At 40.3% G+C, this 19,063-nt stretch carries 23 protein-coding genes; 5 read left to right on the top strand and 18 right to left on the bottom strand.

Annotation, left to right across the window (positions count from 1 at the left end; translation table 11 throughout):
* Positions 1–15: 15 nt before the first annotated feature.
* The 7 genes from RSX31_RS06310 to RSX31_RS06340 form a co-directional block, all read right to left on the bottom strand.
* Positions 16–1,143, bottom strand: a complete 1,128-nt coding sequence (locus RSX31_RS06310) for a conserved virulence factor C family protein (protein WP_148994126.1) — start codon at positions 1,141–1,143, stop codon at positions 16–18.
* 78 nt (positions 1,144–1,221) lie between these two features.
* Complete coding sequence (locus tag RSX31_RS06315) at positions 1,222–3,108, bottom strand: ABC-F family ATP-binding cassette domain-containing protein (RefSeq protein WP_148994127.1); 1,887 nt, start codon at positions 3,106–3,108, stop codon at positions 1,222–1,224.
* Complete coding sequence (locus RSX31_RS06320; protein WP_315633905.1) at positions 3,105–3,749, bottom strand: HD domain-containing protein; 645 nt, start codon at positions 3,747–3,749, stop codon at positions 3,105–3,107. The genes RSX31_RS06315 and RSX31_RS06320 overlap by 4 nt, the downstream gene beginning before the upstream one ends.
* A gap of 91 nt (positions 3,750–3,840) precedes the next feature.
* Positions 3,841–4,704, bottom strand: coding sequence for a DegV family protein (locus tag RSX31_RS06325; protein ID WP_315633907.1), 864 nt, complete (start codon positions 4,702–4,704; stop codon positions 3,841–3,843).
* 44 nt (positions 4,705–4,748) lie between these two features.
* Positions 4,749–5,246, bottom strand: coding sequence for a hypothetical protein (locus tag RSX31_RS06330; RefSeq protein WP_282138992.1), 498 nt, complete (start codon positions 5,244–5,246; stop codon positions 4,749–4,751).
* Positions 5,247–5,274: 28 nt separating this feature from the next.
* Positions 5,275–6,966, bottom strand: coding sequence for a formate--tetrahydrofolate ligase (locus RSX31_RS06335; RefSeq protein ID WP_315633909.1), 1,692 nt, complete (start codon positions 6,964–6,966; stop codon positions 5,275–5,277).
* Positions 6,967–7,215: 249 nt separating this feature from the next.
* Positions 7,216–7,890 (bottom strand): class I SAM-dependent methyltransferase, encoded by a 675-nt coding sequence (locus RSX31_RS06340; protein ID WP_148969401.1) that lies wholly within the window; start codon positions 7,888–7,890, stop codon positions 7,216–7,218.
* A 213-nt stretch (positions 7,891–8,103) separates the two neighbouring features.
* On the opposite strand from RSX31_RS06340, the gene RSX31_RS06345 reads away from it, so the two are divergent.
* Positions 8,104–8,322: a DUF3892 domain-containing protein gene (locus RSX31_RS06345; protein WP_148969402.1), complete on the top strand. Its 219-nt coding sequence runs from the start codon at positions 8,104–8,106 to the stop codon at positions 8,320–8,322.
* 112 nt (positions 8,323–8,434) lie between these two features.
* On the opposite strand, the gene mntR is transcribed toward RSX31_RS06345, so the two are convergent.
* The 5 genes from mntR to RSX31_RS06370 all read right to left on the bottom strand — a co-directional run bounded on the left by mntR (position 8,435) and on the right by RSX31_RS06370 (position 12,810).
* Positions 8,435–8,851, bottom strand: a complete 417-nt coding sequence (gene mntR, locus RSX31_RS06350; RefSeq protein WP_113970769.1) for a transcriptional regulator MntR — start codon at positions 8,849–8,851, stop codon at positions 8,435–8,437.
* A 79-nt stretch (positions 8,852–8,930) separates the two neighbouring features.
* The gene (locus RSX31_RS06355) at positions 8,931–9,806 is read right to left on the bottom strand and encodes a metal ABC transporter permease (RefSeq protein ID WP_315633913.1); all 876 of its coding nucleotides are present in this window, start codon (positions 9,804–9,806) and stop codon (positions 8,931–8,933) included.
* Positions 9,796–11,094, bottom strand: a complete 1,299-nt coding sequence (locus RSX31_RS06360) for a metal ABC transporter permease (protein ID WP_315633915.1) — start codon at positions 11,092–11,094, stop codon at positions 9,796–9,798. The genes RSX31_RS06355 and RSX31_RS06360 overlap by 11 nt, the downstream gene beginning before the upstream one ends.
* A gap of 15 nt (positions 11,095–11,109) precedes the next feature.
* Complete coding sequence (locus RSX31_RS06365) at positions 11,110–11,856, bottom strand: metal ABC transporter ATP-binding protein (RefSeq protein WP_315633917.1); 747 nt, start codon at positions 11,854–11,856, stop codon at positions 11,110–11,112.
* An 18-nt stretch (positions 11,857–11,874) separates the two neighbouring features.
* Positions 11,875–12,810, bottom strand: a complete 936-nt coding sequence (locus tag RSX31_RS06370) for a metal ABC transporter solute-binding protein, Zn/Mn family (protein WP_315633919.1) — start codon at positions 12,808–12,810, stop codon at positions 11,875–11,877.
* Between the two features lie 379 nt (positions 12,811–13,189).
* Here RSX31_RS06370 and cspD point away from each other — a divergent pair, with 379 nt between their 5' ends.
* Positions 13,190–13,390 carry a cold-shock protein CspD gene (gene cspD / locus RSX31_RS06375; RefSeq protein WP_034758543.1) on the top strand — a complete coding sequence of 67 codons (201 nt, stop codon included), beginning with the start codon at positions 13,190–13,192 and terminating at the stop codon, positions 13,388–13,390.
* A gap of 72 nt (positions 13,391–13,462) precedes the next feature.
* On the opposite strand, the gene RSX31_RS06380 is transcribed toward cspD, so the two are convergent.
* Both RSX31_RS06380 and RSX31_RS06385 read right to left on the bottom strand, forming a co-directional pair.
* Positions 13,463–13,639 (bottom strand): zinc-finger domain-containing protein, encoded by a 177-nt coding sequence (locus RSX31_RS06380; RefSeq protein ID WP_113970772.1) that lies wholly within the window; start codon positions 13,637–13,639, stop codon positions 13,463–13,465.
* Positions 13,640–13,711: 72 nt separating this feature from the next.
* Positions 13,712–14,368, bottom strand: a complete 657-nt coding sequence (locus RSX31_RS06385) for a reverse transcriptase-like protein (protein ID WP_315633924.1) — start codon at positions 14,366–14,368, stop codon at positions 13,712–13,714.
* A 100-nt stretch (positions 14,369–14,468) separates the two neighbouring features.
* Here RSX31_RS06385 and RSX31_RS06390 point away from each other — a divergent pair, with 100 nt between their 5' ends.
* Together RSX31_RS06390 and RSX31_RS06395 are read left to right on the top strand one after the other, a co-directional pair.
* Positions 14,469–15,146 carry a queuosine precursor transporter gene (locus RSX31_RS06390; protein ID WP_148969409.1) on the top strand — a complete coding sequence of 226 codons (678 nt, stop codon included), beginning with the start codon at positions 14,469–14,471 and terminating at the stop codon, positions 15,144–15,146.
* A gap of 138 nt (positions 15,147–15,284) precedes the next feature.
* Positions 15,285–15,671 carry a reverse transcriptase-like protein gene (locus tag RSX31_RS06395; protein ID WP_315633926.1) on the top strand — a complete coding sequence of 129 codons (387 nt, stop codon included), beginning with the start codon at positions 15,285–15,287 and terminating at the stop codon, positions 15,669–15,671.
* A 341-nt stretch (positions 15,672–16,012) separates the two neighbouring features.
* On the opposite strand, the gene RSX31_RS06400 is transcribed toward RSX31_RS06395, so the two are convergent.
* Complete coding sequence (locus RSX31_RS06400; RefSeq protein ID WP_148969411.1) at positions 16,013–16,279, bottom strand: DUF6123 family protein; 267 nt, start codon at positions 16,277–16,279, stop codon at positions 16,013–16,015.
* A 34-nt stretch (positions 16,280–16,313) separates the two neighbouring features.
* Positions 16,314–16,802, bottom strand: a complete 489-nt coding sequence (locus RSX31_RS06405) for a divergent PAP2 family protein (protein WP_315633927.1) — start codon at positions 16,800–16,802, stop codon at positions 16,314–16,316.
* Between the two features lie 107 nt (positions 16,803–16,909).
* Between RSX31_RS06405 and sspL the strand changes: the two genes are divergently transcribed.
* Positions 16,910–17,047, top strand: coding sequence for a small, acid-soluble spore protein L (gene sspL / locus RSX31_RS06410; RefSeq protein WP_315633928.1), 138 nt, complete (start codon positions 16,910–16,912; stop codon positions 17,045–17,047).
* A 58-nt stretch (positions 17,048–17,105) separates the two neighbouring features.
* On the opposite strand, the gene RSX31_RS06415 is transcribed toward sspL, so the two are convergent.
* Both RSX31_RS06415 and RSX31_RS06420 read right to left on the bottom strand, forming a co-directional pair.
* Positions 17,106–18,005 (bottom strand): 5'-3' exonuclease, encoded by a 900-nt coding sequence (locus RSX31_RS06415; RefSeq protein ID WP_315633929.1) that lies wholly within the window; start codon positions 18,003–18,005, stop codon positions 17,106–17,108.
* Between the two features lie 114 nt (positions 18,006–18,119).
* Complete coding sequence (locus RSX31_RS06420; RefSeq protein ID WP_148994134.1) at positions 18,120–18,950, bottom strand: sulfurtransferase; 831 nt, start codon at positions 18,948–18,950, stop codon at positions 18,120–18,122.
* Between the last annotated feature and the right edge of the window lie 113 nt (positions 18,951–19,063).

Here is a 19,063-nt window from a genome sequence, read left to right on the forward strand (position 1 = left end):
AACCCTTTCCCACTATTATTGGTGACGTGCTTCGGTCATCTGTTTCCAAACAGATCCTTTTGCTTCTTCTCCGCCCTCTATTCGTTCGATGGCCATTTTCACTTGAAGCTTCACTTCGAATTCAGGGTCATTTTCCGCTTCCCGTAAGCCAGGCAATGCAGATTCATCCCCTACCTCATAAAGGAACATGGCAGCACGCCATCTCACAAGTTTACTCTTATCCTTTAAGGCTAGAATCATTTCAGGAGTGGCTTTTGCAAAACCTAAGTCCGAAAGGCAATCTCCAGCCGTTCTCCTTACTGTGACTGATTTATCACGTAACCCTTTATACAACAAAGGAAGAACTTTTTCATCTTCAATCATTCCCAAATAGACAATAGCCAATCGGCGAATGGATACTTTCTCGTCCTCCAGGGCTTTCTCCAGCAGAGGCAGGTCATCTAAAGTCGGATCCTCCATCGCATCAAGCTTCTGATACCTTGTTTGCCAGTCCGGCGCTTCAAAGTCCGCGACACTTACCTTTTGCTTTTTCTTGTAAATGAGAGGTCCTTTGGAATCGGTTGTTTCCTGTGCTTCTTCTACAAGTGCTGCCAGCCTTTCAGAAGGATAGGCTGCAACTAGTTCTTCCGTCACATTGTTACCAATCTCATCTAAGTCTCCGTACCGGATACCGTAATCTTTCCACTTTCTGAGAAGGACGACATTATCCCCATCTTTTTGAGACTGACCGATCGCTTCCAGGAATGGGGTCGGAAGTGAAAATCGCTTCTCTTGTTCCCCGTCTGTCACCTTTACTTGCATCGGAATTCCTTTGAACATCTGCACGCTAACATTCACTTCACCAAAATGTTCTTCCATGGGAGATTCATTTTCCTGGTCCAGAGTATCTTCACCGAAAGCTTTTCTAACCTGTGGCAAAAGCTCCTGCCAATCGAATTTCGCATTTCGCTCAACGGCTAAGAAGTCGGCAACATGATAGACCCCTTTAATACCGTCTATGGCAAGGATATCTTTAATGACGGGAGGAGCCCCGTCCGTTTCATCTTTTTTATAATTATTGCTCTTCCCGGCTTTCATTTCCTGATCAAGAAGAACTTTCATCGTATTAGGACTTGGAGTAGGTTCAATCGATACTATCCTCAAGCTTGATACCCCTTTCTATAAACAGTTCTTATACCATCCATTCTAACACAGTATCCATGATGCCTTAAACGAAGAGACTTATTCAGCAAATTCGGAAAGGTATGTCCATCTTTCAATGAGCTCTTCCAATTGCTCGTTAAGATTTTGACTTTCATTCATTAACTGCTGTGCTTTTTCAAAGTCACTGCCGACCTTTTGCAGCTCAACATCTGCTTCTTTTATCCTCTGCTCGATGTCGGCCATCTTTTCTTCAATTTCGTCCCATTCTCTCTTTTCCATGTAAGAAAGTCTCTTTTTCTCTTTTTCCTTCTCTTCCTTCACGGGAGCAGATTCTTGCTTCTTGACCGGATCCTGCTTCTTACTTTTCGCTTCGTTCTTTTCCAAGTACTCAGTATATTCCCCAAAGTAAAAGTCGATTTGTCCATCTCCATTAAAGACCAGTAATTGCTCAGCTGTTTTATCTAGAAAGTAGCGGTCATGGGAAACGGTTATGACAACACCTGAAAATTCATTTATATAATCCTCCAGAACGGTGAGGGTTTCTGTGTCTAAATCATTCGTCGGCTCATCAAGCAAAAGGACATTCGGTTTTGACATCAATAACTTAAGTAAAAAGAGTCTTCGTTTTTCTCCTCCGGAAAGCTTTCGGATCAATGTACCATGCGTACTCATTGGAAAAAGGAATCTTTCCAACATGGAAGTAACTGAGATTTGCTCGCCTTTATCCGTCGTTATATATTCTCCTGCTTCCCTTATATATTCGATCATACGCATATTCTCATCAAGTTCTTCATGACCTTGAGTATAGTATGCGACCTTTACGGTTTGGCCTTTGAGTAAATCACCACTTGTAAGATCGTCGGTTCCGGCAAGAAGGTTAAGAAATGTTGATTTTCCGCTCCCGTTTTTACCTACGATTCCGATTCGGTCTTTAGGTTTAATAAGGAAAGAAAACTCATCTAAAATTCGCTTGTCTTCAAACATTTTTGAAGCATCCTTGAACTCAAACACTTGTTTACCCAGACGGTTTCCTCCGATTGCCATGTCAACCTGGCCGCCCGAAGGACCTGAAGACATCGTATCCTCTAAATTTTCAAATCGTTGAATTCGAGCCTTTTGTTTAGTGGTTCTGGCTTTTGCTCCCCTTCTCATCCAGGCAAGCTCTCTTCGATAAAGGTTTTGCTGTTTTTCGGATATTTGGCGTTCCACTTCTTCCCTGGAAGCCTTTGCCTCAATAAAAGAAGCATAATTTCCTTTGTAGGAGTAAAGGTTTCCTCCATCCAATTCGAAGATTCTGTTCGTTACCTTATCGAGGAAATAACGATCATGGGTCACGAGCAACACAGATCCGTTATACTTTCCTAGATAATCTTCCAGCCATTTGATGGACTGGTAGTCTAAATGGTTGGTCGGTTCGTCCAGGATTAATAAGTCAGGTGTTTCAATCAGGACGCCTGCCAGCGCCACTCTCTTTTTTTGCCCACCTGACAGCTCGCTCATTTTCTTTGAAAAGTCGTGAATTCCCAGTTTTGTTAAAATGGATTTCGCATTTGCACTTGCATCCCAGGCGTGAAGTATATCCATTTGCTTTTGAGCTTCAAATAAATCTTCTTGTATTCGAGGATTTTCTGAGTTGTTCTCCATTTCCATAAGGGCCATTTCATAATTCCGCATAGCCTGAATGATTTTTGCTTCACCACGAAACACTTGTTGTATCACGGTTAAATCCCCATCAAAAGCAGGCTCTTGCTGAAGGTAGGCAATATGATAATCGCCCGGCTTTGAAAGCTCTCCGGTATCATATTCTTCCATCCCGGCAATGAGTTTCAATAGGCTTGATTTACCCGTTCCATTCACCCCGATCAGTCCGACTCTTTCTTTCTCGGTAATTGAAAACGATATATCTTTAAATAGAGTTTTCTCTCCATACGTTTTAGAAAGATTCTCAGCTGTTAACATTCTCATTCTTGACCAGTCCATTCTTTATTAAATTGCTCTAAAAACCGCAGCATGAAAGCATGACGTTCCTCTGCCAGTTTCCTTCCCGCTTCCGTACACATTAAGCCTTTCAACTTCAATAACTTTTCATGAAAATGATGGATACTGGAACTATCCCCATTTCTATACTCCTCTACGGTCATTTCCGTCCTGACTTGAAATTCAGGGTTATAAAGTGGCCGACCTTTCTTTCCTCCATATGCAAATGTTCTTGCAATCCCTATGGCACCAATGGCGTCAAGGCGATCGGCATCCCGAACGATTTTCGCTTCTAAAGATGTTAATACTGCTTCGTGACCACCTTTATATGAAATGGAATAAATAATCGATTTCAGTAATTTCGTTTCAGCTTCCGTAAGAGACAGGGTGGATAGGATGTGATCCAGCCTTCTCTTCCCCTCTTCTTCTTCCACGAACTTATCATCCGGAACATCATGCAGCAATGCAGCCAACTCGATGATATATGTATGGGGTACATTTTCTTCCCTGGCAATGATAATTGCCTGCTTTCGTACACGATCCAAATGATACCAATCATGTCCAGTAGACTCACCAAGGTACTCACATTTCAAATAGTCGATTATACCGTCCAGCTTTTTCCGTTCCATGGTCACCTTCTCCTCTATTGTACCAAATAATATCCTCTAATCAGAATAAAAAGGAGTGGATGTATGATTCTTCACATCCCTCCTTTCTCTACTAATTCTGTTCGTCATCTCCAAACCAGCTTATTCCGATCGTATTTGCGCCTGCATGTACTCCGATGACAGCTCCCAAAGGATACGCCCCGAATTCTATCTCCGGGTACGTTTTTTTCAATTGGTCTATCCATTCTAATGCATCTTCCCGGTTTAACCCGTGTAATACGGATATTTTCTTTATTTTCTTCACGGATAGAGCTTGATCTAAGCGATCACTCATGCTCGTCAATCCTTTTTTAATACTTCTTACCTTATCCTTCACTTCAAGTTTTCCATTCTCTATGGCAAGCATAGGCTTTACATTGAGAACACTTCCAAGGAAGAAAGAAAGCCCACTCATTCGTCCACTTTTATGTAGTTGCTCTAAGCTGCCCACCATTACATAGGTTTCACAAGAAGCGATTCTTTTTTCAATTGCTGCTTTTATTTGTAGTGGATCTTTTCCTTCATGCAGCAGTCTTTGACCGTACAGGATCAATTCTGTCAATGGATTGGAAATGACCTTGGAATCTATACAGATAATGTTCGGCAGGGTATCCTTTAACAGTTCTGCAGCTTGATGGGCAGATGAATATGTGCCGCTGAAATGGGAAGAAACATGAATCGAAAAGATATAATCATAGTCCTTGGATAATTCTTCAAACAACTCTTTAAACGTCCCGATTGAAGGTTGTGAGGTTTTCACTTCTACCTTTTCTTCCTTTAATTTCAAGAACAGTTCTTCCGGAGATAAGTCTACGCCGTCTTGATACTCCCGCTCCCCAAAGAGTATATTCATTGGAACGATATAGATATGATTTTCTTTACTACTTGAATGAATTGGAACAAATGCTGTGCTATCTGTTACCCAGGCTATTCTCATTGTAAAATCCCCTTTTTCTATATAATGATAAACTCTTTGTAGTACTAGAAGTCTATTCTTTCAAGCTGTTGTAATGTATCAACGGAAAATGAGATCATTTGAAGAACATCATCCACCATTTCTTCTGTAATGACTCTATTAAAAGTCAGTACCCCCTCGTACGCAGTCGGTTGAAGAGAAGATATAACTTCTTTCCATTCCCAATTTTTATCCTTATTCCATGTTTCTTCAAGAAACGACCGGCAATGGTGCAACTTCTCATCTCCCTTATAGACGATGAGGATATCAGCTCCTGCCATATTCTTTTCTGTCATCATCTTTCTCTCTGCCAGAAAATGACCCATATCAGCTTTTAAATGAAATTCAATCGAAATGGATTTCTTGTAAGGTAAAGAATAGTGAATTTGATAGCAACGCTCATAGTGGGCAAAGTCAAATAAATCCTTCCGGTCAAGGATTTGGATTTCCCCTGTCAAATCAAGATCATAGACAGCTCCTTCAAAGACTACCTTTAAGTTATCAAAGGCTGTTGGATCAAACATGTTCTCCTCTCCTTTCAAACCTCAATGACTAAAATAACCCTACCGCCCTGCCGTCATCATCCACATTCATTCCGAATGCTGCCGGATTTTTTGGCAGGCCAGGCATGGTCATGACTTCTCCTGTTAATGCAACAATAAATCCTGCTCCGATCTTCGGCTTAAGCTCTCGGATTGTGATTGTAAAATCTTCAGGACGGCCGAGTTTAGCTGGATCATCTGATAAGGAATATTGGGTCTTGGCCATACAAACCGGCAGGACGCCCCACCCTTGATCTTCAAACTGCTGGAGCTGCTTTCGTGCTTTCACCGTGTAATCTACTTCTTTCGCTCCGTAAACCTTTTTCGCAATCGTTTCAATTTTAGATTGGAGTGAATCAGAAAGTTCATATAGACGAGAAAATTCTTTCGTGTTCCCTTCTATCTCATCCAATACCTTTTCGGCTAAGTCTCTTCCACCCTCTCCACCTTTAGCCCATACATCGGTTAGTGAAACTTGTACTCCCAGGTTTTCGCACCACTTTATAAGGGTCTGGATTTCGTCATCACTATCCGTCACAAATCGATTAACCGCAATCACATAAGGTACGTTGAAATGATCTAACGTTTCCATGTGCTTCTTCAGATTAGATAGTCCTTTTTGCAGTGCCTGAAGATTTTCAGTTTGAAGATCACCTTTCCCTTGACCTCCATGCATCTTCAGAGCACGAATGGTGGCAACAAGCACGATGGCATCCGGTGCTATGTCTGCAGCTCGAGATTTGATATTCAGAAACTTCTCGGCTCCTAAATCAGCACCAAACCCAGATTCCGTTACAACATAATCAGCCAGCTTAAGAGCCGTTTTGGTTGCCATGACACTATTACACCCATGGGCAATGTTTGCGAATGGCCCGCCATGAATAAGGGCAGGAGAATGTTCGATCGTTTGAACGAGATTAGGTTTTATGGCATCCTTTAACAATAAGGTCAGCGCACCTTCAACTCCTAAATCTTCAACGGTCACCGGTTGTTTTGAAAAGTTGTATGCGACAACCATTCTTCCAAGCCTTCTTCTTAATTCCTCAAGATTTTCAGATAAACATAGAACAGCCATAATCTCAGATGCCACTGTAATATCAAATCCGTCTTCACGGGGAACACCTTGCACCGGTCCACCTAAACCAACGATGATTTGTCTGAGGGCACGGTCATTCATGTCCAGAGCCCGTTTCCATACGACCCTTCTTTGATCAATATTCAATTCATTTCCCTGATGGATATGATTATCTACCAATGCGGCTAAAGCGTTATTCGCAGTCGAAATAGCGTGGATATCACCTGTGAAATGAAGGTTGATATCCTCCATGGGCAGGACTTGTGAATACCCTCCTCCTGTTGCTCCGCCTTTTATTCCCATCGTTGGACCAAGTGATGGTTCCCTCATGGCAATGATGGTGTTTTTATCTAACTGATTTAACGCATCCCCGAGTCCAACCGTAACCGTTGATTTCCCCTCGCCTGCAGGAGTCGGGTTAATCGAGGTTACAAGGATTAATTTCCCATTGGCATGGTCCTTGAGTTTATGTATCGCTTCATAGGATAATTTCCCTTTGTATTTACCATAAAGCTCTAGATCATCTTCTGTGAGACCGATTTTTTTCGCAATGTCCAGTATCGGTTGCATAGTTGATTGTTGAGCAATTTCAATATCTGATTTTACTTTTTTCTTTGTTGTCGTCACTTGAACTCACCTTCTAGTTTCATATTTACAGCTAAGCAGCATGTACTTTTATTCCATTCACTATTTACTTTACAAAATAGCATGCATTTCCTTAAAATTCATTTACAGAGAGTTTGTACTCTGTAACGATTGTATTTCTTTATTTTACTATAAATCAACCTTATCTCTTTTAAGTTTATATCTCCACCATTATATCCTTCCTAATAAAAACATGACCGGTCCTCACACTTGAGAATCGATCATGTTTTTTTATTTTTGGAACATAAACAAGGTCATAAAGGTTAAAGCCTGTTTTAATTCATTTGTGAGATTCTCTGTTATGGACGACTTCACACCCTTTTTATATACCCAGTCTTCATCGACCTTCTTCCACCCTTTTTCACCAGCCAGTTTCTCTAATTCCCATGGCATCATCGTATTACATATAGCTTCCTTTCCGTGTAAACGAGGAAAGGCATTATCTCTGGGGTGAGCAGTGGGACCTAATAAACCAATACATATGTACCCATTCGGAGTCACAACCCGTTCGATTTCGTTTAGAGTATGTAAGGGATCTTCAGTCCATTCAACTGAATTTATCGCCATGACGGCATGAAATTGTTCATCTTGAAATGGAAGGGATCGCAAATCACCCTGTAGAAATGATAGTTGGTCCATTTCTTGCTTCTTCGCTATTTCAACCATTTTCCCAGAAAAATCCATCCCTGTGACCACATAGCCCTTCTTATATAACAAGTAGGAACCATATCCGTCACCACATCCTAAATCAGCTACACGATTCCCAGTATCAATATGTTTAGTGAAGAATGGGATGATCGCTTTCCTACTTCCGCTCGTCCACATTTCAACGCTTCTTTCGTGCCAATAATCTGCATTGTCTTCCCAGCGGGTTTTCGCACTTGTATGCCATTCTGAATTTTTCATATGTACACCTCAATAATATTTTCTCTTTATTCTCTTTAGTTCTATATTCTCATTCGATAAGTGAAAATCCTTCTTTCAAGGGTGAAGACTTGGAGAACGCGGAATTAATAATAATATTATGTAAACTTAATAGACGAATTGGCAAGACGATTATGTTTTCCATCCTTTTTGTCCATACTAGTCCTATAATCAGAACAAGAAAGGTGATGTTGTATGGAAGAGATTTCTAAAGTTCAACGGAACTACCATGGAGACATTATCAGTTTCCAAACTTCTTCTGGCCGTATAATCTCTTATCGAAAAGCTGTTTTAGAAGCTTCTGAGGGATTACTTCAAGGAGTGACCTTGAATGAGAATGAATGGGGAGAAACAGAATTATCAAGTATGTCCGTTGATGATGGAAGCTTCAATGACTATCCTTCAATTTTTTGAACGGGACCTTTTACTGATTTCTGCACTTAGAAACAGTACCTAAATACAACAAAAAGGACATTCATGCCATGTTGCATGAAGTCCTTTTTTTCTGTTTCAGTTGCCATGATTTTTATTCACTACGATTTTGAATGGTTCGAAGTTCTTCCACCCGGTCCTTCTCTTCATCGAAGAATTGGACGAGATCTCCAATACGATCAATGGAATCCCAGCTTAAGTGGTGTTCGATTCCTTCCACGTCTTCATAAATATGCTCTTCTTTCACTCCAATTACACGAAGGAATTGTTCTAATAGTTCATGTCTATATACTAAACGCTTTCCTACTTTGTTTCCTTTTGGAGTCAGAACAAGCCCGCGATATTTCTCGTAAATGAGATAATCGTCCTTATCTAACTTCTGCACCATTTTGGTAACCGAGGAGGGGTGAACAGATAAAGCTTCTGCTATATCTGATACTCTGGCATAACCTTTGTTCTCAATTAACATATAAATCTGTTCTATATAATCTTCCATACTTGGTGTAGGCATTCTGTACCCTCCAAATTTCCATAAATATCATTAAAAGTTTACTATAACTACAGAATGAATACAACCCAAGCACTTTAAATTACTCCTCTGTCAACCGTTGATTCAGCACCCTGGATACCAACCCATGTTTCGGTGATAACATCCATACGATGAAGAAAACAAGTCCGGCGGCCACTGCCATTGCACCTGAAATGGACACATCGAACATCTTTGCCCCGTAATATCCGATGATGCTATCAAAGACTCCAATGCCCCCGCTTAAAAGAAGCATCACTTTATATCGGTCAGTAAGTAAATATGCTGTAGCTCCAGGGGCAATGAGCATCGCTACCACGAGAATCGCACCTACGCTATCAAATGCGGATACAGTCGTAACGGATACCAGACCCATTAATATATAATGAACCGCAAGTACCGGGATACCGATAGCCGCTGCCATACTTGGATCAAAAGAAGTTAATTTAAACTCTTTGAACAGAAGGAAAATGATGAGAATATCCAATAGCAATACAGATCCCAGCATCACAACTGATTTAGGAATGTCCCCAAGTATTGGCAATGACAAGGTATTCCAAGGGACGAATGCAATTTCACCCATTAAGGCATGCTCCACATCCAAATGAACATTTTTAGCAAACAATGAAATGAGGATGACCCCTACAGCAAACAGGGAAGTAAACACTACACCTATTGCAGCATCTTCCTGGATCCCGCTGGAATTCAATAACTGAACCATAAAGGTAGTCAACAATCCAGCCACTGCTGCACCGATCAACATATAAAATCCATTCATACTTTGGCTGACAATGAATGCCATAACCAGTCCGAGGAGCACGGTATGGCTGATTGCATCTGCTAACATCGACATCTTTCTCAGGATTAAGAAGCATCCTACGATGCCACAGGATAAGCCTACTAAACTACCAGTAAGAAGAATCCATAATTCATAACTCATATCCTTGCCCCCCTCTTCTGCTTGACATCTTTACGTTTAAGAAAGGATATTGCATATAAATATCGGACATTTTCATTTGCAGCTTTGTGAGTTGTTCTTTTGATAACGCCTCTTTTTCTTCCTTTTCAATCCACTGGATATCAATTGACCCCAACTCACTCGGGTACATTTCTTTCAATTCCATGATTTCATCAACAAAGCTGAATTGCTCCGCTTTCATTAGCCCTGATTTTGTAATCGTTAATATTCCATCCTCTTGATTCAGGTAACCTTTTTTCATTAAATGCTTCAATACCCGATTAAATCTTAAGTTAGAAATATTGCTTTGTTGAAATAAATATTCTACACGTATCGTTTGTTTACCGGATTCATACATCTTTTTCAGTATAAAGCGCATTGCCAGTCGATCATCATTTTTCAATCTTTTCAATATAACCGAGATTAATCCGCGCTTCGGAGAGAACAGCATGGATATGATGAAAATAACTGTGGCCGTCAATACAATGAATGGGCCGGTCGATAACCCTTTACCAAGGGTACTGATCAGCGTTCCGATTGCCCCTGATAAGCCTCCGACCATTCCAGATATAAACACCATTATCCATAATGAATCCGTCCAGTATCTTGCTGATATGGCTGGAGTGATCAGCATAGCCGCCATTAGGATGACACCTACTGCTTGAATTCCGATGACAACCGTAATAACTAATAAGGAAACAAAAAGAAAATTCAAAAATCCTACAGGAAGCCCTATTCCCTTCGCAAATTGAGGATCAAAGGTACTTACCTTAAATTCTTTGAATAAAAGTGACGTAATAATAATTAAAGCCGCTGCCGTTAAGCCCATAAGCTGAACATCTCTCCCCACCAGGGAAGCTGCCTGCCCAAAGATAAAATCATCCAAGCCGCTTTGGTTACCCGTAGGCATTTGAGCAACCTTTGTTAAAAGGACGATTCCCAATCCAAAGAATACAGACAATACTAAGCAAATAGCCGTGTCTTCCTTGATTCTCGTTGTGTTCGTAATGAGTTGTATCGTGTAAGCAGCAAGTAGACCCGTGGCGGCAGCACCAATCAATAGTACAAAGAAATTTTTCTCACCCATGAACATAAATGCAAAACAGATTCCCGGCAATGCTGCATGGGCGACCGCATCCCCTATTAAGCTTTGTTTCCTTAGTAAAGCAAAGCTGCCTAAAACTCCGCTCGCAATTCCCAGTAATAAAGTACTAAGTAATACCCATTGGGTATTTCCGTCCGTTAAAATCGATTGCCATAAATGATTCATCGTATTCACCTCTTTCTATGGATGAATTAACATTTGATCCCTTTCCAGGAAAGATAGTTTCCCACCATAGGTTAGTTGTAAATTCTCTATACTAAACACATCTTTTGTCGGACCATAGGCTATCGTTTTTCTATTCAGTAACAGCGTCCAATCGAAATACTCTGTAACAGTCTGTAAATCATGATGAACAACCAATACAGTCTTGCCTTGTTCCTTCAATTCATTCAATAAGGAAATGATTGCTTTTTCCGTCGCAGCGTCCACACCAACAAATGGTTCATCCATGAAATAAACTTCCGCTTCCTGAGCCAGTGCCCTCGCAAGAAAAACCCTTTGCTGCTGTCCTCCTGATAACTGACTGATTTGTCTTGATGCAAATTGAGTCATTCCTACTTTATCGAGACACTCCATTGCAAATTGAACATCTTTTTTTGATGGTCTCTTAAACCATCCTAAATGACCATATCTCCCCATTAATACGACATCCAATGCATTTGTAGGGAAATCCCAATCTACAGATCCACGCTGGGGGACGTACCCGACTAATTTGCTTTTAGGGGAATAGGCTTTTTCAAAGATTTTGATATCACCGGACGAGCGGGGAATCAATCCCAGAATGGCTTTAATTAATGTAGACTTCCCTGCACCATTAGGACCGACAATTCCGATTAACTTACCCTTTGGAACAGAAAACCCTACGTCCATCAAAACCGGTTTTCTATGATACGCAACGGTTAACCCCTTAATATCAACTGAATTCATGGTATCGCCTCCTAAGACTTACTTTAGTCCCTCTACAATCGTATCAACGTTATGCTTATACATACCGATGTACGTTCCTTCTTCTGTACCTTCTTTGCCCATAGCATCTGAGAATAATTCCCCGCCTTTTTCAACTTCATGGCCTTTATCTTGCGCACCTGCTATAACGGCGTTGATCGATTTTTCAGAGATACTTGATTCTACAAACACAGCTTTGATGTTTCTTTCTACCAAAGTATTTACAAGAGACTGCACGTCTGCTAATCCATATTCAGCATCAGTACTCAGACCTTGTAATCCCATAACTTGAAGATCGTATTTTGCTCCGAAGTAATTAAATGCATCGTGAGCTGTTACAAGAACCCTTTGTTCCTCTGGAATCTTTGACATTTCTTCCGTAGAGTATGCTTTCAGTTCATCTAATTCGGCAAAGTACTTTTCAGTATTTCGAATGTAGTCTTCTTTGTTTTCAGGATCTTTCTCGATCAACCCGTCCCGCACTTGCTCCAATGCAATTTTCCATAAATCAATATCGAACCACACATGTGGGTCAGTTGCCGTATTATCTGCCTGATCCTTACGCAGTTTATCTTTAGGTATACTATCAGCGATTGCATAAGTCGGTTTTTCCTTGTTCATTTTTTCGAAGATCTCAAGCATTTTCCCTTCTAAATGGAGACCGCTATAGAAAATAATATCTGCTTCCTGAAATTTACCAATATCCGACTGTTTAGCTTTGTAAAGGTGAGGATCCACACCAGGTCCCATTAAACTTTGAACCTCTACATGCTCTCCTCCAATATTTTTAACTGCATCCCCTATTTGCCCTATTGTTGTCGTAACGACTATTTTATCGTTTTTAGTACCAGTGGTAGTAGCTCCACAGCCTGATAGGATAAGTCCTGACGCTAAAATTATGATCATCCCGACAAGAGCCATTAATCTTATTTTCATGTTTGATCTCCTCTCCAACCCAATTTTTTTGATATCTACTACATCTACCTTATTCATCAAACTTATATATGTTCACTTTTTTTTACACAAGTAATTTCTTTTTTATAAGACTACAAAAGTTTCCTTGATGCAATAAAAGTTTCCTTAGTGCAAATTTTATTTCCTTACTCAATATTTGTCAATACATATTAACCAAATTGTTTAAACATTTCAGCAAAAAAGAGGGAATGTTGACTCGAAAATCGTCATATTGTATAGTAAAGACATCATTGAAGTGTACGATTTTTATGCTTATTTCCAATGTATGAGAGTCAATCATTTCGTGAAAAATATTTTTCAGAGGCACAAACGTGCTTGAACGATTTAGGAGGATTCGAAAATGCAAAATGGTAAAGTAAAATGGTTCAACAATGAAAAAGGATTTGGATTCATCGAAGTTGAAGGTGGAGACGATGTATTCGTTCACTTCTCAGCGATTCAAGGTGAAGGGTTCAAATCATTAGAAGAAGGTCAAGAAGTTTCTTTCGACGTTGTTGAAGGAAATCGTGGACCTCAAGCAGCAAACGTAGTTAAATTATAATCGTTCGAACAATATAGCATACCAAAGGGCAGCAATTCTTATGTAATCCTAAGAATTGCTGCCCTTTATTATTCAATTCAATTTTTGTCCGTAATTTCGAATTTGTTCACCAATGGTGCATTTTTCTATACAAAAGCGGTGAGCATAGGTTTTACCATACTCTTTGCGAAAGTGAGCTTTAAGTAAGCAGTCGTTACAGTAGGTGTCTATGAGCTCATCCACTTTATCCACCACTTCTTTTCGATTCATGTGATCACTCCTAAGCTTGTTCAAGGACTTACTGTGTATTGTTATTTATAGAGTATATAATAGGGAACGAAATTATTCTATTCGTTTGTTACTGTGGACTTTTGTCCCTTCTAAAGCTTGATTGGCCAGCTTATCCGCTTCTTTATTATCTCTTCTATTCAGTACGACCCAATTGATTTTCAATCGAAGCTTTTTGATGAGGGCTTCAATACGATCGAGCCATCGACTCAAGCTCTCTTCATAACAAGGCCATTCCCCTTCCAACTGTTTTATTACCACCTGGGAATCTCCATTAATCGTACAAGGAGCATTCTTCACGCCGATTTCATCAAGCAATCCAAGGGCAATATGTAAAGCTGCGTATTCTGCTTCATTATTATTTTCAATTTCCTCGAGAAGTTCATTTTTTCTGATTCTAAATGATTCTCCACCTTTATCGTAATAGATGACAATCCCTGCACCGGCAATGAGCGATTCCTTATCAAACCCTCCGTCGAAATATACAACGATGTTTTCTGGTTCCTTTTCTAATTCCTGATTCAGTTTGATAAATTCCTTTCTTGACCACGAATTCCCCATTTCATCTATGATTTCAAGATCATGGACTCTTCCGGTTTTCATCAGATCATCGATATGAATCATTGTTTCTTTTCTTGGAAAGTAGTTGGATTCAAACCATATACTTGACGCTGTTTTGCTTGCATATTTAAATTTTAATCTCATTTCCATAATCATTCGCTCCTTATTCTTCATATGATTGTTCATTTATACTTTTATTTGTATAATGAGGACTATTGTTTCATTTACACGTTCATTAGGAGGCCTTTATATGTTTAATATATGGTTTGGATTAGTCTTCGTTCTCATTACATTCTCTTTACTTCTGCTTATGTATCGAATGTTTGGACGAACTGGACTGTTTGTATGGATAGGGGTATCCACGATACTTGCTAACTTACAGGTCGTTAAAACGATTGAAATTTTCGGGTTGACCGCTACTTTAGGGAATGCCATGTACGGAACAGCTTTTTTAGTAACAGACATCCTTAACGAAAAATATGGAAAAAAAGAAGCCCAGAAAGCGGTGTGGCTGGGTTTCTTCACTTTAATCGTTATGACTATTATTATGCAGCTCGTGTTAGTATTTCAACCACATCCTGAAGATTTCGCCCAAGAATCTCTGGCAACAATCTTTGGAATCATTCCAAGAATTGCTCTTGGAAGCTTAGTCGCTTACCTCGTGAGTCAATTAACAGACGTGTATATCTTCACGTATTTAAAGAGGAAATTCCCTTCAGATTCACAGTTTTGGATTCGCAATAACGGAAGTACGATGGTAAGTCAGCTTTTGGATACTCTTGTCTTCACAAGCATTGCTTTCCTGGGAGAATATCCGATGGATGTCTGGTTTGAAATATTCATTACTACCTACCTCCTCAAATGGGTCATATCCATTATTGATACCCCATTTGGTTATGTAGCAAAACGATTCCCTAAAGATATGTGATAGTTGGATGGAGCCTGGGGATGTGGTTTTCCCCAAGCTCTTTTATAGAAGGGATGAATCATGGATTCTTTCTCCCTGCCTTCTAATTTATATGCTACTATAAACTTATTCTAAAGATGTACTTTGAGGTGAACTCATATGATCGAAGTGAATATTGATGGAGCAAGTGCTGGTAACCCCGGGCCAAGTGGAGCCGGTATATTTATTAAAGACAACGGAAAAGTGGAAAAACACGCCATTCCTTTAGGGCTCATGGATAATCATGAGGCTGAATTTATAGCCTGCAGGAAAGCTCTGGAGATCTGTTTAGAAAAACATGCCGATACCGTTTGGCTGAAAAGTGATTCTCAAGCTGTCGTTCATGCGATTGAAAAAGAGTTTGTAAGGAATATTCAATATAAACAGTTGCTCGATGATATATTGGACTTGACCAAGCAAATAGACCTTTTCTTCGTTAAGTGGATACCCAGTAAGGAAAATAAAGCTGCAGATGAGCTGGCCCGAAAAGCTATTCATCTGAACTAAAGAGTGAAATAGGAGGCCGATTGGTGGCTCTCCCATTTTTTATGGTGTGAAGTTTGGGATCGAATGGAATTGCTTTGATTTATCGACCGTTCTACAAAAATCGACAGGCTCACAGACCCATACCAACAAAACAAAGACCATCAAAAAAGAAGCAATCCCTTTCTGATGGTCTCATGTCTTATGCTTATCGGGTCTGACCAAGCCGCCTACGCTTTTCTATTGTCCAGCTTCGGCGCCTAGACCCTCGAGATCATAAGTCAAACCACCCAAAAAGGCAAAGAGCACCTTTCCGGGTGGTTCGTCTTATGCTTGTCGGGTCTGACCAAGCCGCCTACGCTTTTCTAGGCCAATCCCTGATTCACCATCCATCTCAGCGCTTCTTTTCGGGATGGGATGTTTTGGGAATGAAGTCTTTCTAATATGGACATGTAAAAACTGCTATCGAATTGTTTTTGAGCTTTTAATGTGATTTCAATGGCGCTATTGACCAGTTCATCCGGGGCATCTGTGTATTTTTTACCAAAATAGATGAAGCCAATTGCGTCTTCTTGAAATTTGAAGCCTTTGTTTTCAAGATCTATGAGAAATTCTTCGGTTGTCTTTTTCACGTTTCTCCTCACCTTATCGCCACTTTGTCTTCTCTTATCTTACAGAAAATTTTTTCTTTTGCCTATCCTTTTTAGAAAACAGGAAGGCAATGTAGCCCATAAATGAACCAAGTAATGCCCCTCCGACTACTTCTTGAGGTTGATGTCCCAGCATTTCTTTCAGTCGCTTTGGCTTTTTCTCTTCGAATTCTACCGCTTCTTTATCATGAGCTTTGCGAACGAGCTCATCCAAACTATTCACTTTAAGGGACAGTTCACCCGTTTGTCTTCGGATTCCTTGTGCATCGTACATGACGATTAGACCAAAGATAAATGAAAGAGCAAAGTCAATGGTTCTGACCCCCCTCTTTAAGGCAATAAATGTTGTTAACGAAGCAACCCCTGCACTATGAGAACTTGGCATTCCCCCTGTTTGGAAAAATAGCTCAGGTTTCCATTCCTTCTTTTTTAAAAAGTGCAGTGGTATCTTTAGACCCTGTGCGAGAGCTATACTGATAAGTGCTGTTACAATCCCTTTATTCACCCTTACACCTCCCTGCCTTTAGTTTGTCCTAAAATTCTCTGCACATAGGATATTTATTATGAACATAGCCAAAATAATAATGATTACAGAAAAGGAGGGGTTTCGGTATGACAAAAGGAAATAACAAAAACAAAGGTAGAAATGCCAAAAGCGTGAATCCACAAGGAATATCACAGGATGCAGAATTTGCCATGGAGCCGAAGAGCCAATTGGAAAATGCGTCTAAGAAATCGAATACAAAGTAAGCATTTCCACGTAAAAAGTGTCAGGGGCCAAACGGATCCCTGACACTCCTATAAATGGCTAGCTTGTGGCAACCATCACATTAGAACCTACTAAATATCTTCTAAGCACCTTCAACTCTAATTCGTCCACTAATGAAAGAGTTTCATGAGCTACGTTATTCCACCGAGCTTCCTCTACCGAAACAGACAGGGGCACACCACAGTGAATCTCGGCTAACTTTCTTGAAACATGAAGCATGTCAAGGTCGGCTTCAATCTTTTTCTGTTGGGATGGGGTTAACTTGTGCAGGTTCTCGAGTATACCTGAGATATCCTTATATTGTTGAATCAGCTTTAATGCCGTTTTCTCTCCGATCCCTTTTACCCCGGGATATCCATCACTTGTATCACCCATTAATGCTTTCACATCAATAAACTGCTGAGGAGTAATTCCTCTCTCTTCCACAAAAATCTCTTTCGTATAGGTTTGATAGTTACCAAAGCCTTTTTTCAAGAGCATAATGTCAATATTGTCGTCCAAAAGCTGCAGGAGATCCTGGTCACCGCTTAGAACGGATACTTTGCGATCGGTTTGATGAATTTTGGCAAGAGTCCCAATACAATCATCTGCTTCGTAACCAACTACACCCACATTCGAAAGATTGAATCCTTCTGCCACCTCTTTTGCAAGATCAAATTGAGGGATCAGTTCAACTGGTGGTGCATTCCGATTCGATTTATAGTCATTGAATACTTCATTACGGAATGTCTGACTCCCCATATCCCAGCATACTATGATATGTGTAGGCTTTACATGATCCGCCGCCATCAGTAAATGCTTCATAAACCCCTGAACTCCATTAGTGGGAAGTCCTTTTGAGTTCATCATGAATTGACCCGTTACAGCTGTTGCAAAAAAAGATCGAAATAATAGTGCCATACCATCTATAAGTAATAAATGCTCATTTTTATTATTCAATTCTTACACTCCTCATCGCTCATTCTCGTTTTTGTTCACTTTATAAAGTATAACATATACGAATAAATAGCTAATTGGAAAAGTGATGAACCTTTTCCAATTAGCTATTCGCCTTTATTCCTTCTCAACCGTGTGATTCTCATAGGACACCCAATCACTGTAGCTTCCAACATAAAGTTTCACATGATTGAATCCTGCTTCCTTAAGAGATATGAAATTAGGGGTCGCTGTTACACCTGATCCGCAATAGACAATCACTGGCTCATTTTTATTAAGATGGGCGAATCGATCATACTGCTGTTCTCCTTGAATAAAATATCCATCCTTCACACCCTCGGTCCATGGAAGATTGGTGGCTCCTGGAATATGACCCGGGATGCGGTCTATCGGTTCTTCTTGGCCTAAGTATCTTTCCCTGCTGCGGGAATCGATTAAAGGAGTGTCTCGAACCCCATCTGCGATACTCCTCACCTCATCCAGAGAAGCTACAATCGTTTCATTAAAGCTTGGACGATAGCTTTTTGAAGGGTACACAGGTACGGTCGATTCTGTTTTCCCTCCAGCCTTTTCCCAAGCTGCAAATCCACCATTTAAGATATATACCTTCTCATGTCCAATATATTGGAACAACCACCAGCAGCGGCCTGCGAAGGCACCTTCCTTTTCATCATAAATGACAACCGCTGTATCATTATCAATACCGACATCCTCCACCTTGCGCAAAAAGTTCTTCATATTCGGAAGGGGATGGCGGCCCCCATGCTTTTTCACATATCCTGATAAATCCTTTTCTAAATCGAAAAATACGGCTCCCGGAATATGATTCTCTTTGTACCTCTCCCGCCCCTCTGCCGGGTTTCCCATAGAAAATCGACAATCAATGATTCTTAGATCCTCATCATGAATATGACCTCTCAGCCAATCCGTATCGATAATTGCCTTCATGATATTATCCCCCTCTTCTTCATTAATGCCAGTACTTCCTCCTTAGGTTCCCAGCAAGAGAATTGATAAGTGGTTTTGGTTTCATAGCCCAGTCGGGAACAGAAATAGGAGGT

Source organism: Rossellomorea yichunensis, from assembly GCF_032337515.1.
GTDB classification, from domain to species: domain Bacteria; phylum Bacillota; class Bacilli; order Bacillales; family Bacillaceae_B; genus Rossellomorea; species Rossellomorea yichunensis.

What these genes read in the sequence shown, in the direction of transcription:
- RSX31_RS06315 (WP_148994127.1), bottom strand. Translation starts at nt 3,108, where the DNA reads ATGAGAATGTTAACAGCTGAGAATCTTTCTAAAACGTATGGAGAGAAA.
- RSX31_RS06320 (WP_315633905.1), bottom strand. Translation starts at nt 3,749, where the DNA reads ATGGAACGGAAAAAGCTGGACGGTATAATCGACTATTTGAAATGTGAG.
- RSX31_RS06325 (WP_315633907.1), bottom strand. Translation starts at nt 4,704, where the DNA reads ATGAGAATAGCCTGGGTAACAGATAGCACAGCATTTGTTCCAATTCAT.
- RSX31_RS06330 (WP_282138992.1), bottom strand. Translation starts at nt 5,246, where the DNA reads ATGTTTGATCCAACAGCCTTTGATAACTTAAAGGTAGTCTTTGAAGGA.
- RSX31_RS06340 (WP_148969401.1), bottom strand. Translation starts at nt 7,890, where the DNA reads ATGAAAAATTCAGAATGGCATACAAGTGCGAAAACCCGCTGGGAAGAC.
- RSX31_RS06345 (WP_148969402.1), top strand. Translation starts at nt 8,104, where the DNA reads ATGGAAGAGATTTCTAAAGTTCAACGGAACTACCATGGAGACATTATC.
- mntR (WP_113970769.1), bottom strand. Translation starts at nt 8,851, where the DNA reads ATGCCTACACCAAGTATGGAAGATTATATAGAACAGATTTATATGTTA.
- RSX31_RS06355 (WP_315633913.1), bottom strand. Translation starts at nt 9,806, where the DNA reads ATGAGTTATGAATTATGGATTCTTCTTACTGGTAGTTTAGTAGGCTTA.
- RSX31_RS06360 (WP_315633915.1), bottom strand. Translation starts at nt 11,094, where the DNA reads ATGAATCATTTATGGCAATCGATTTTAACGGACGGAAATACCCAATGG.
- RSX31_RS06365 (WP_315633917.1), bottom strand. Translation starts at nt 11,856, where the DNA reads ATGAATTCAGTTGATATTAAGGGGTTAACCGTTGCGTATCATAGAAAA.
- RSX31_RS06370 (WP_315633919.1), bottom strand. Translation starts at nt 12,810, where the DNA reads ATGAAAATAAGATTAATGGCTCTTGTCGGGATGATCATAATTTTAGCG.
- cspD (WP_034758543.1), top strand. Translation starts at nt 13,190, where the DNA reads ATGCAAAATGGTAAAGTAAAATGGTTCAACAATGAAAAAGGATTTGGA.
- RSX31_RS06380 (WP_113970772.1), bottom strand. Translation starts at nt 13,639, where the DNA reads ATGAATCGAAAAGAAGTGGTGGATAAAGTGGATGAGCTCATAGACACC.
- RSX31_RS06385 (WP_315633924.1), bottom strand. Translation starts at nt 14,368, where the DNA reads ATGGAAATGAGATTAAAATTTAAATATGCAAGCAAAACAGCGTCAAGT.
- RSX31_RS06390 (WP_148969409.1), top strand. Translation starts at nt 14,469, where the DNA reads ATGTTTAATATATGGTTTGGATTAGTCTTCGTTCTCATTACATTCTCT.
- RSX31_RS06395 (WP_315633926.1), top strand. Translation starts at nt 15,285, where the DNA reads ATGATCGAAGTGAATATTGATGGAGCAAGTGCTGGTAACCCCGGGCCA.
- sspL (WP_315633928.1), top strand. Translation starts at nt 16,910, where the DNA reads ATGACAAAAGGAAATAACAAAAACAAAGGTAGAAATGCCAAAAGCGTG.
- RSX31_RS06420 (WP_148994134.1), bottom strand. Translation starts at nt 18,950, where the DNA reads ATGAAGGCAATTATCGATACGGATTGGCTGAGAGGTCATATTCATGAT.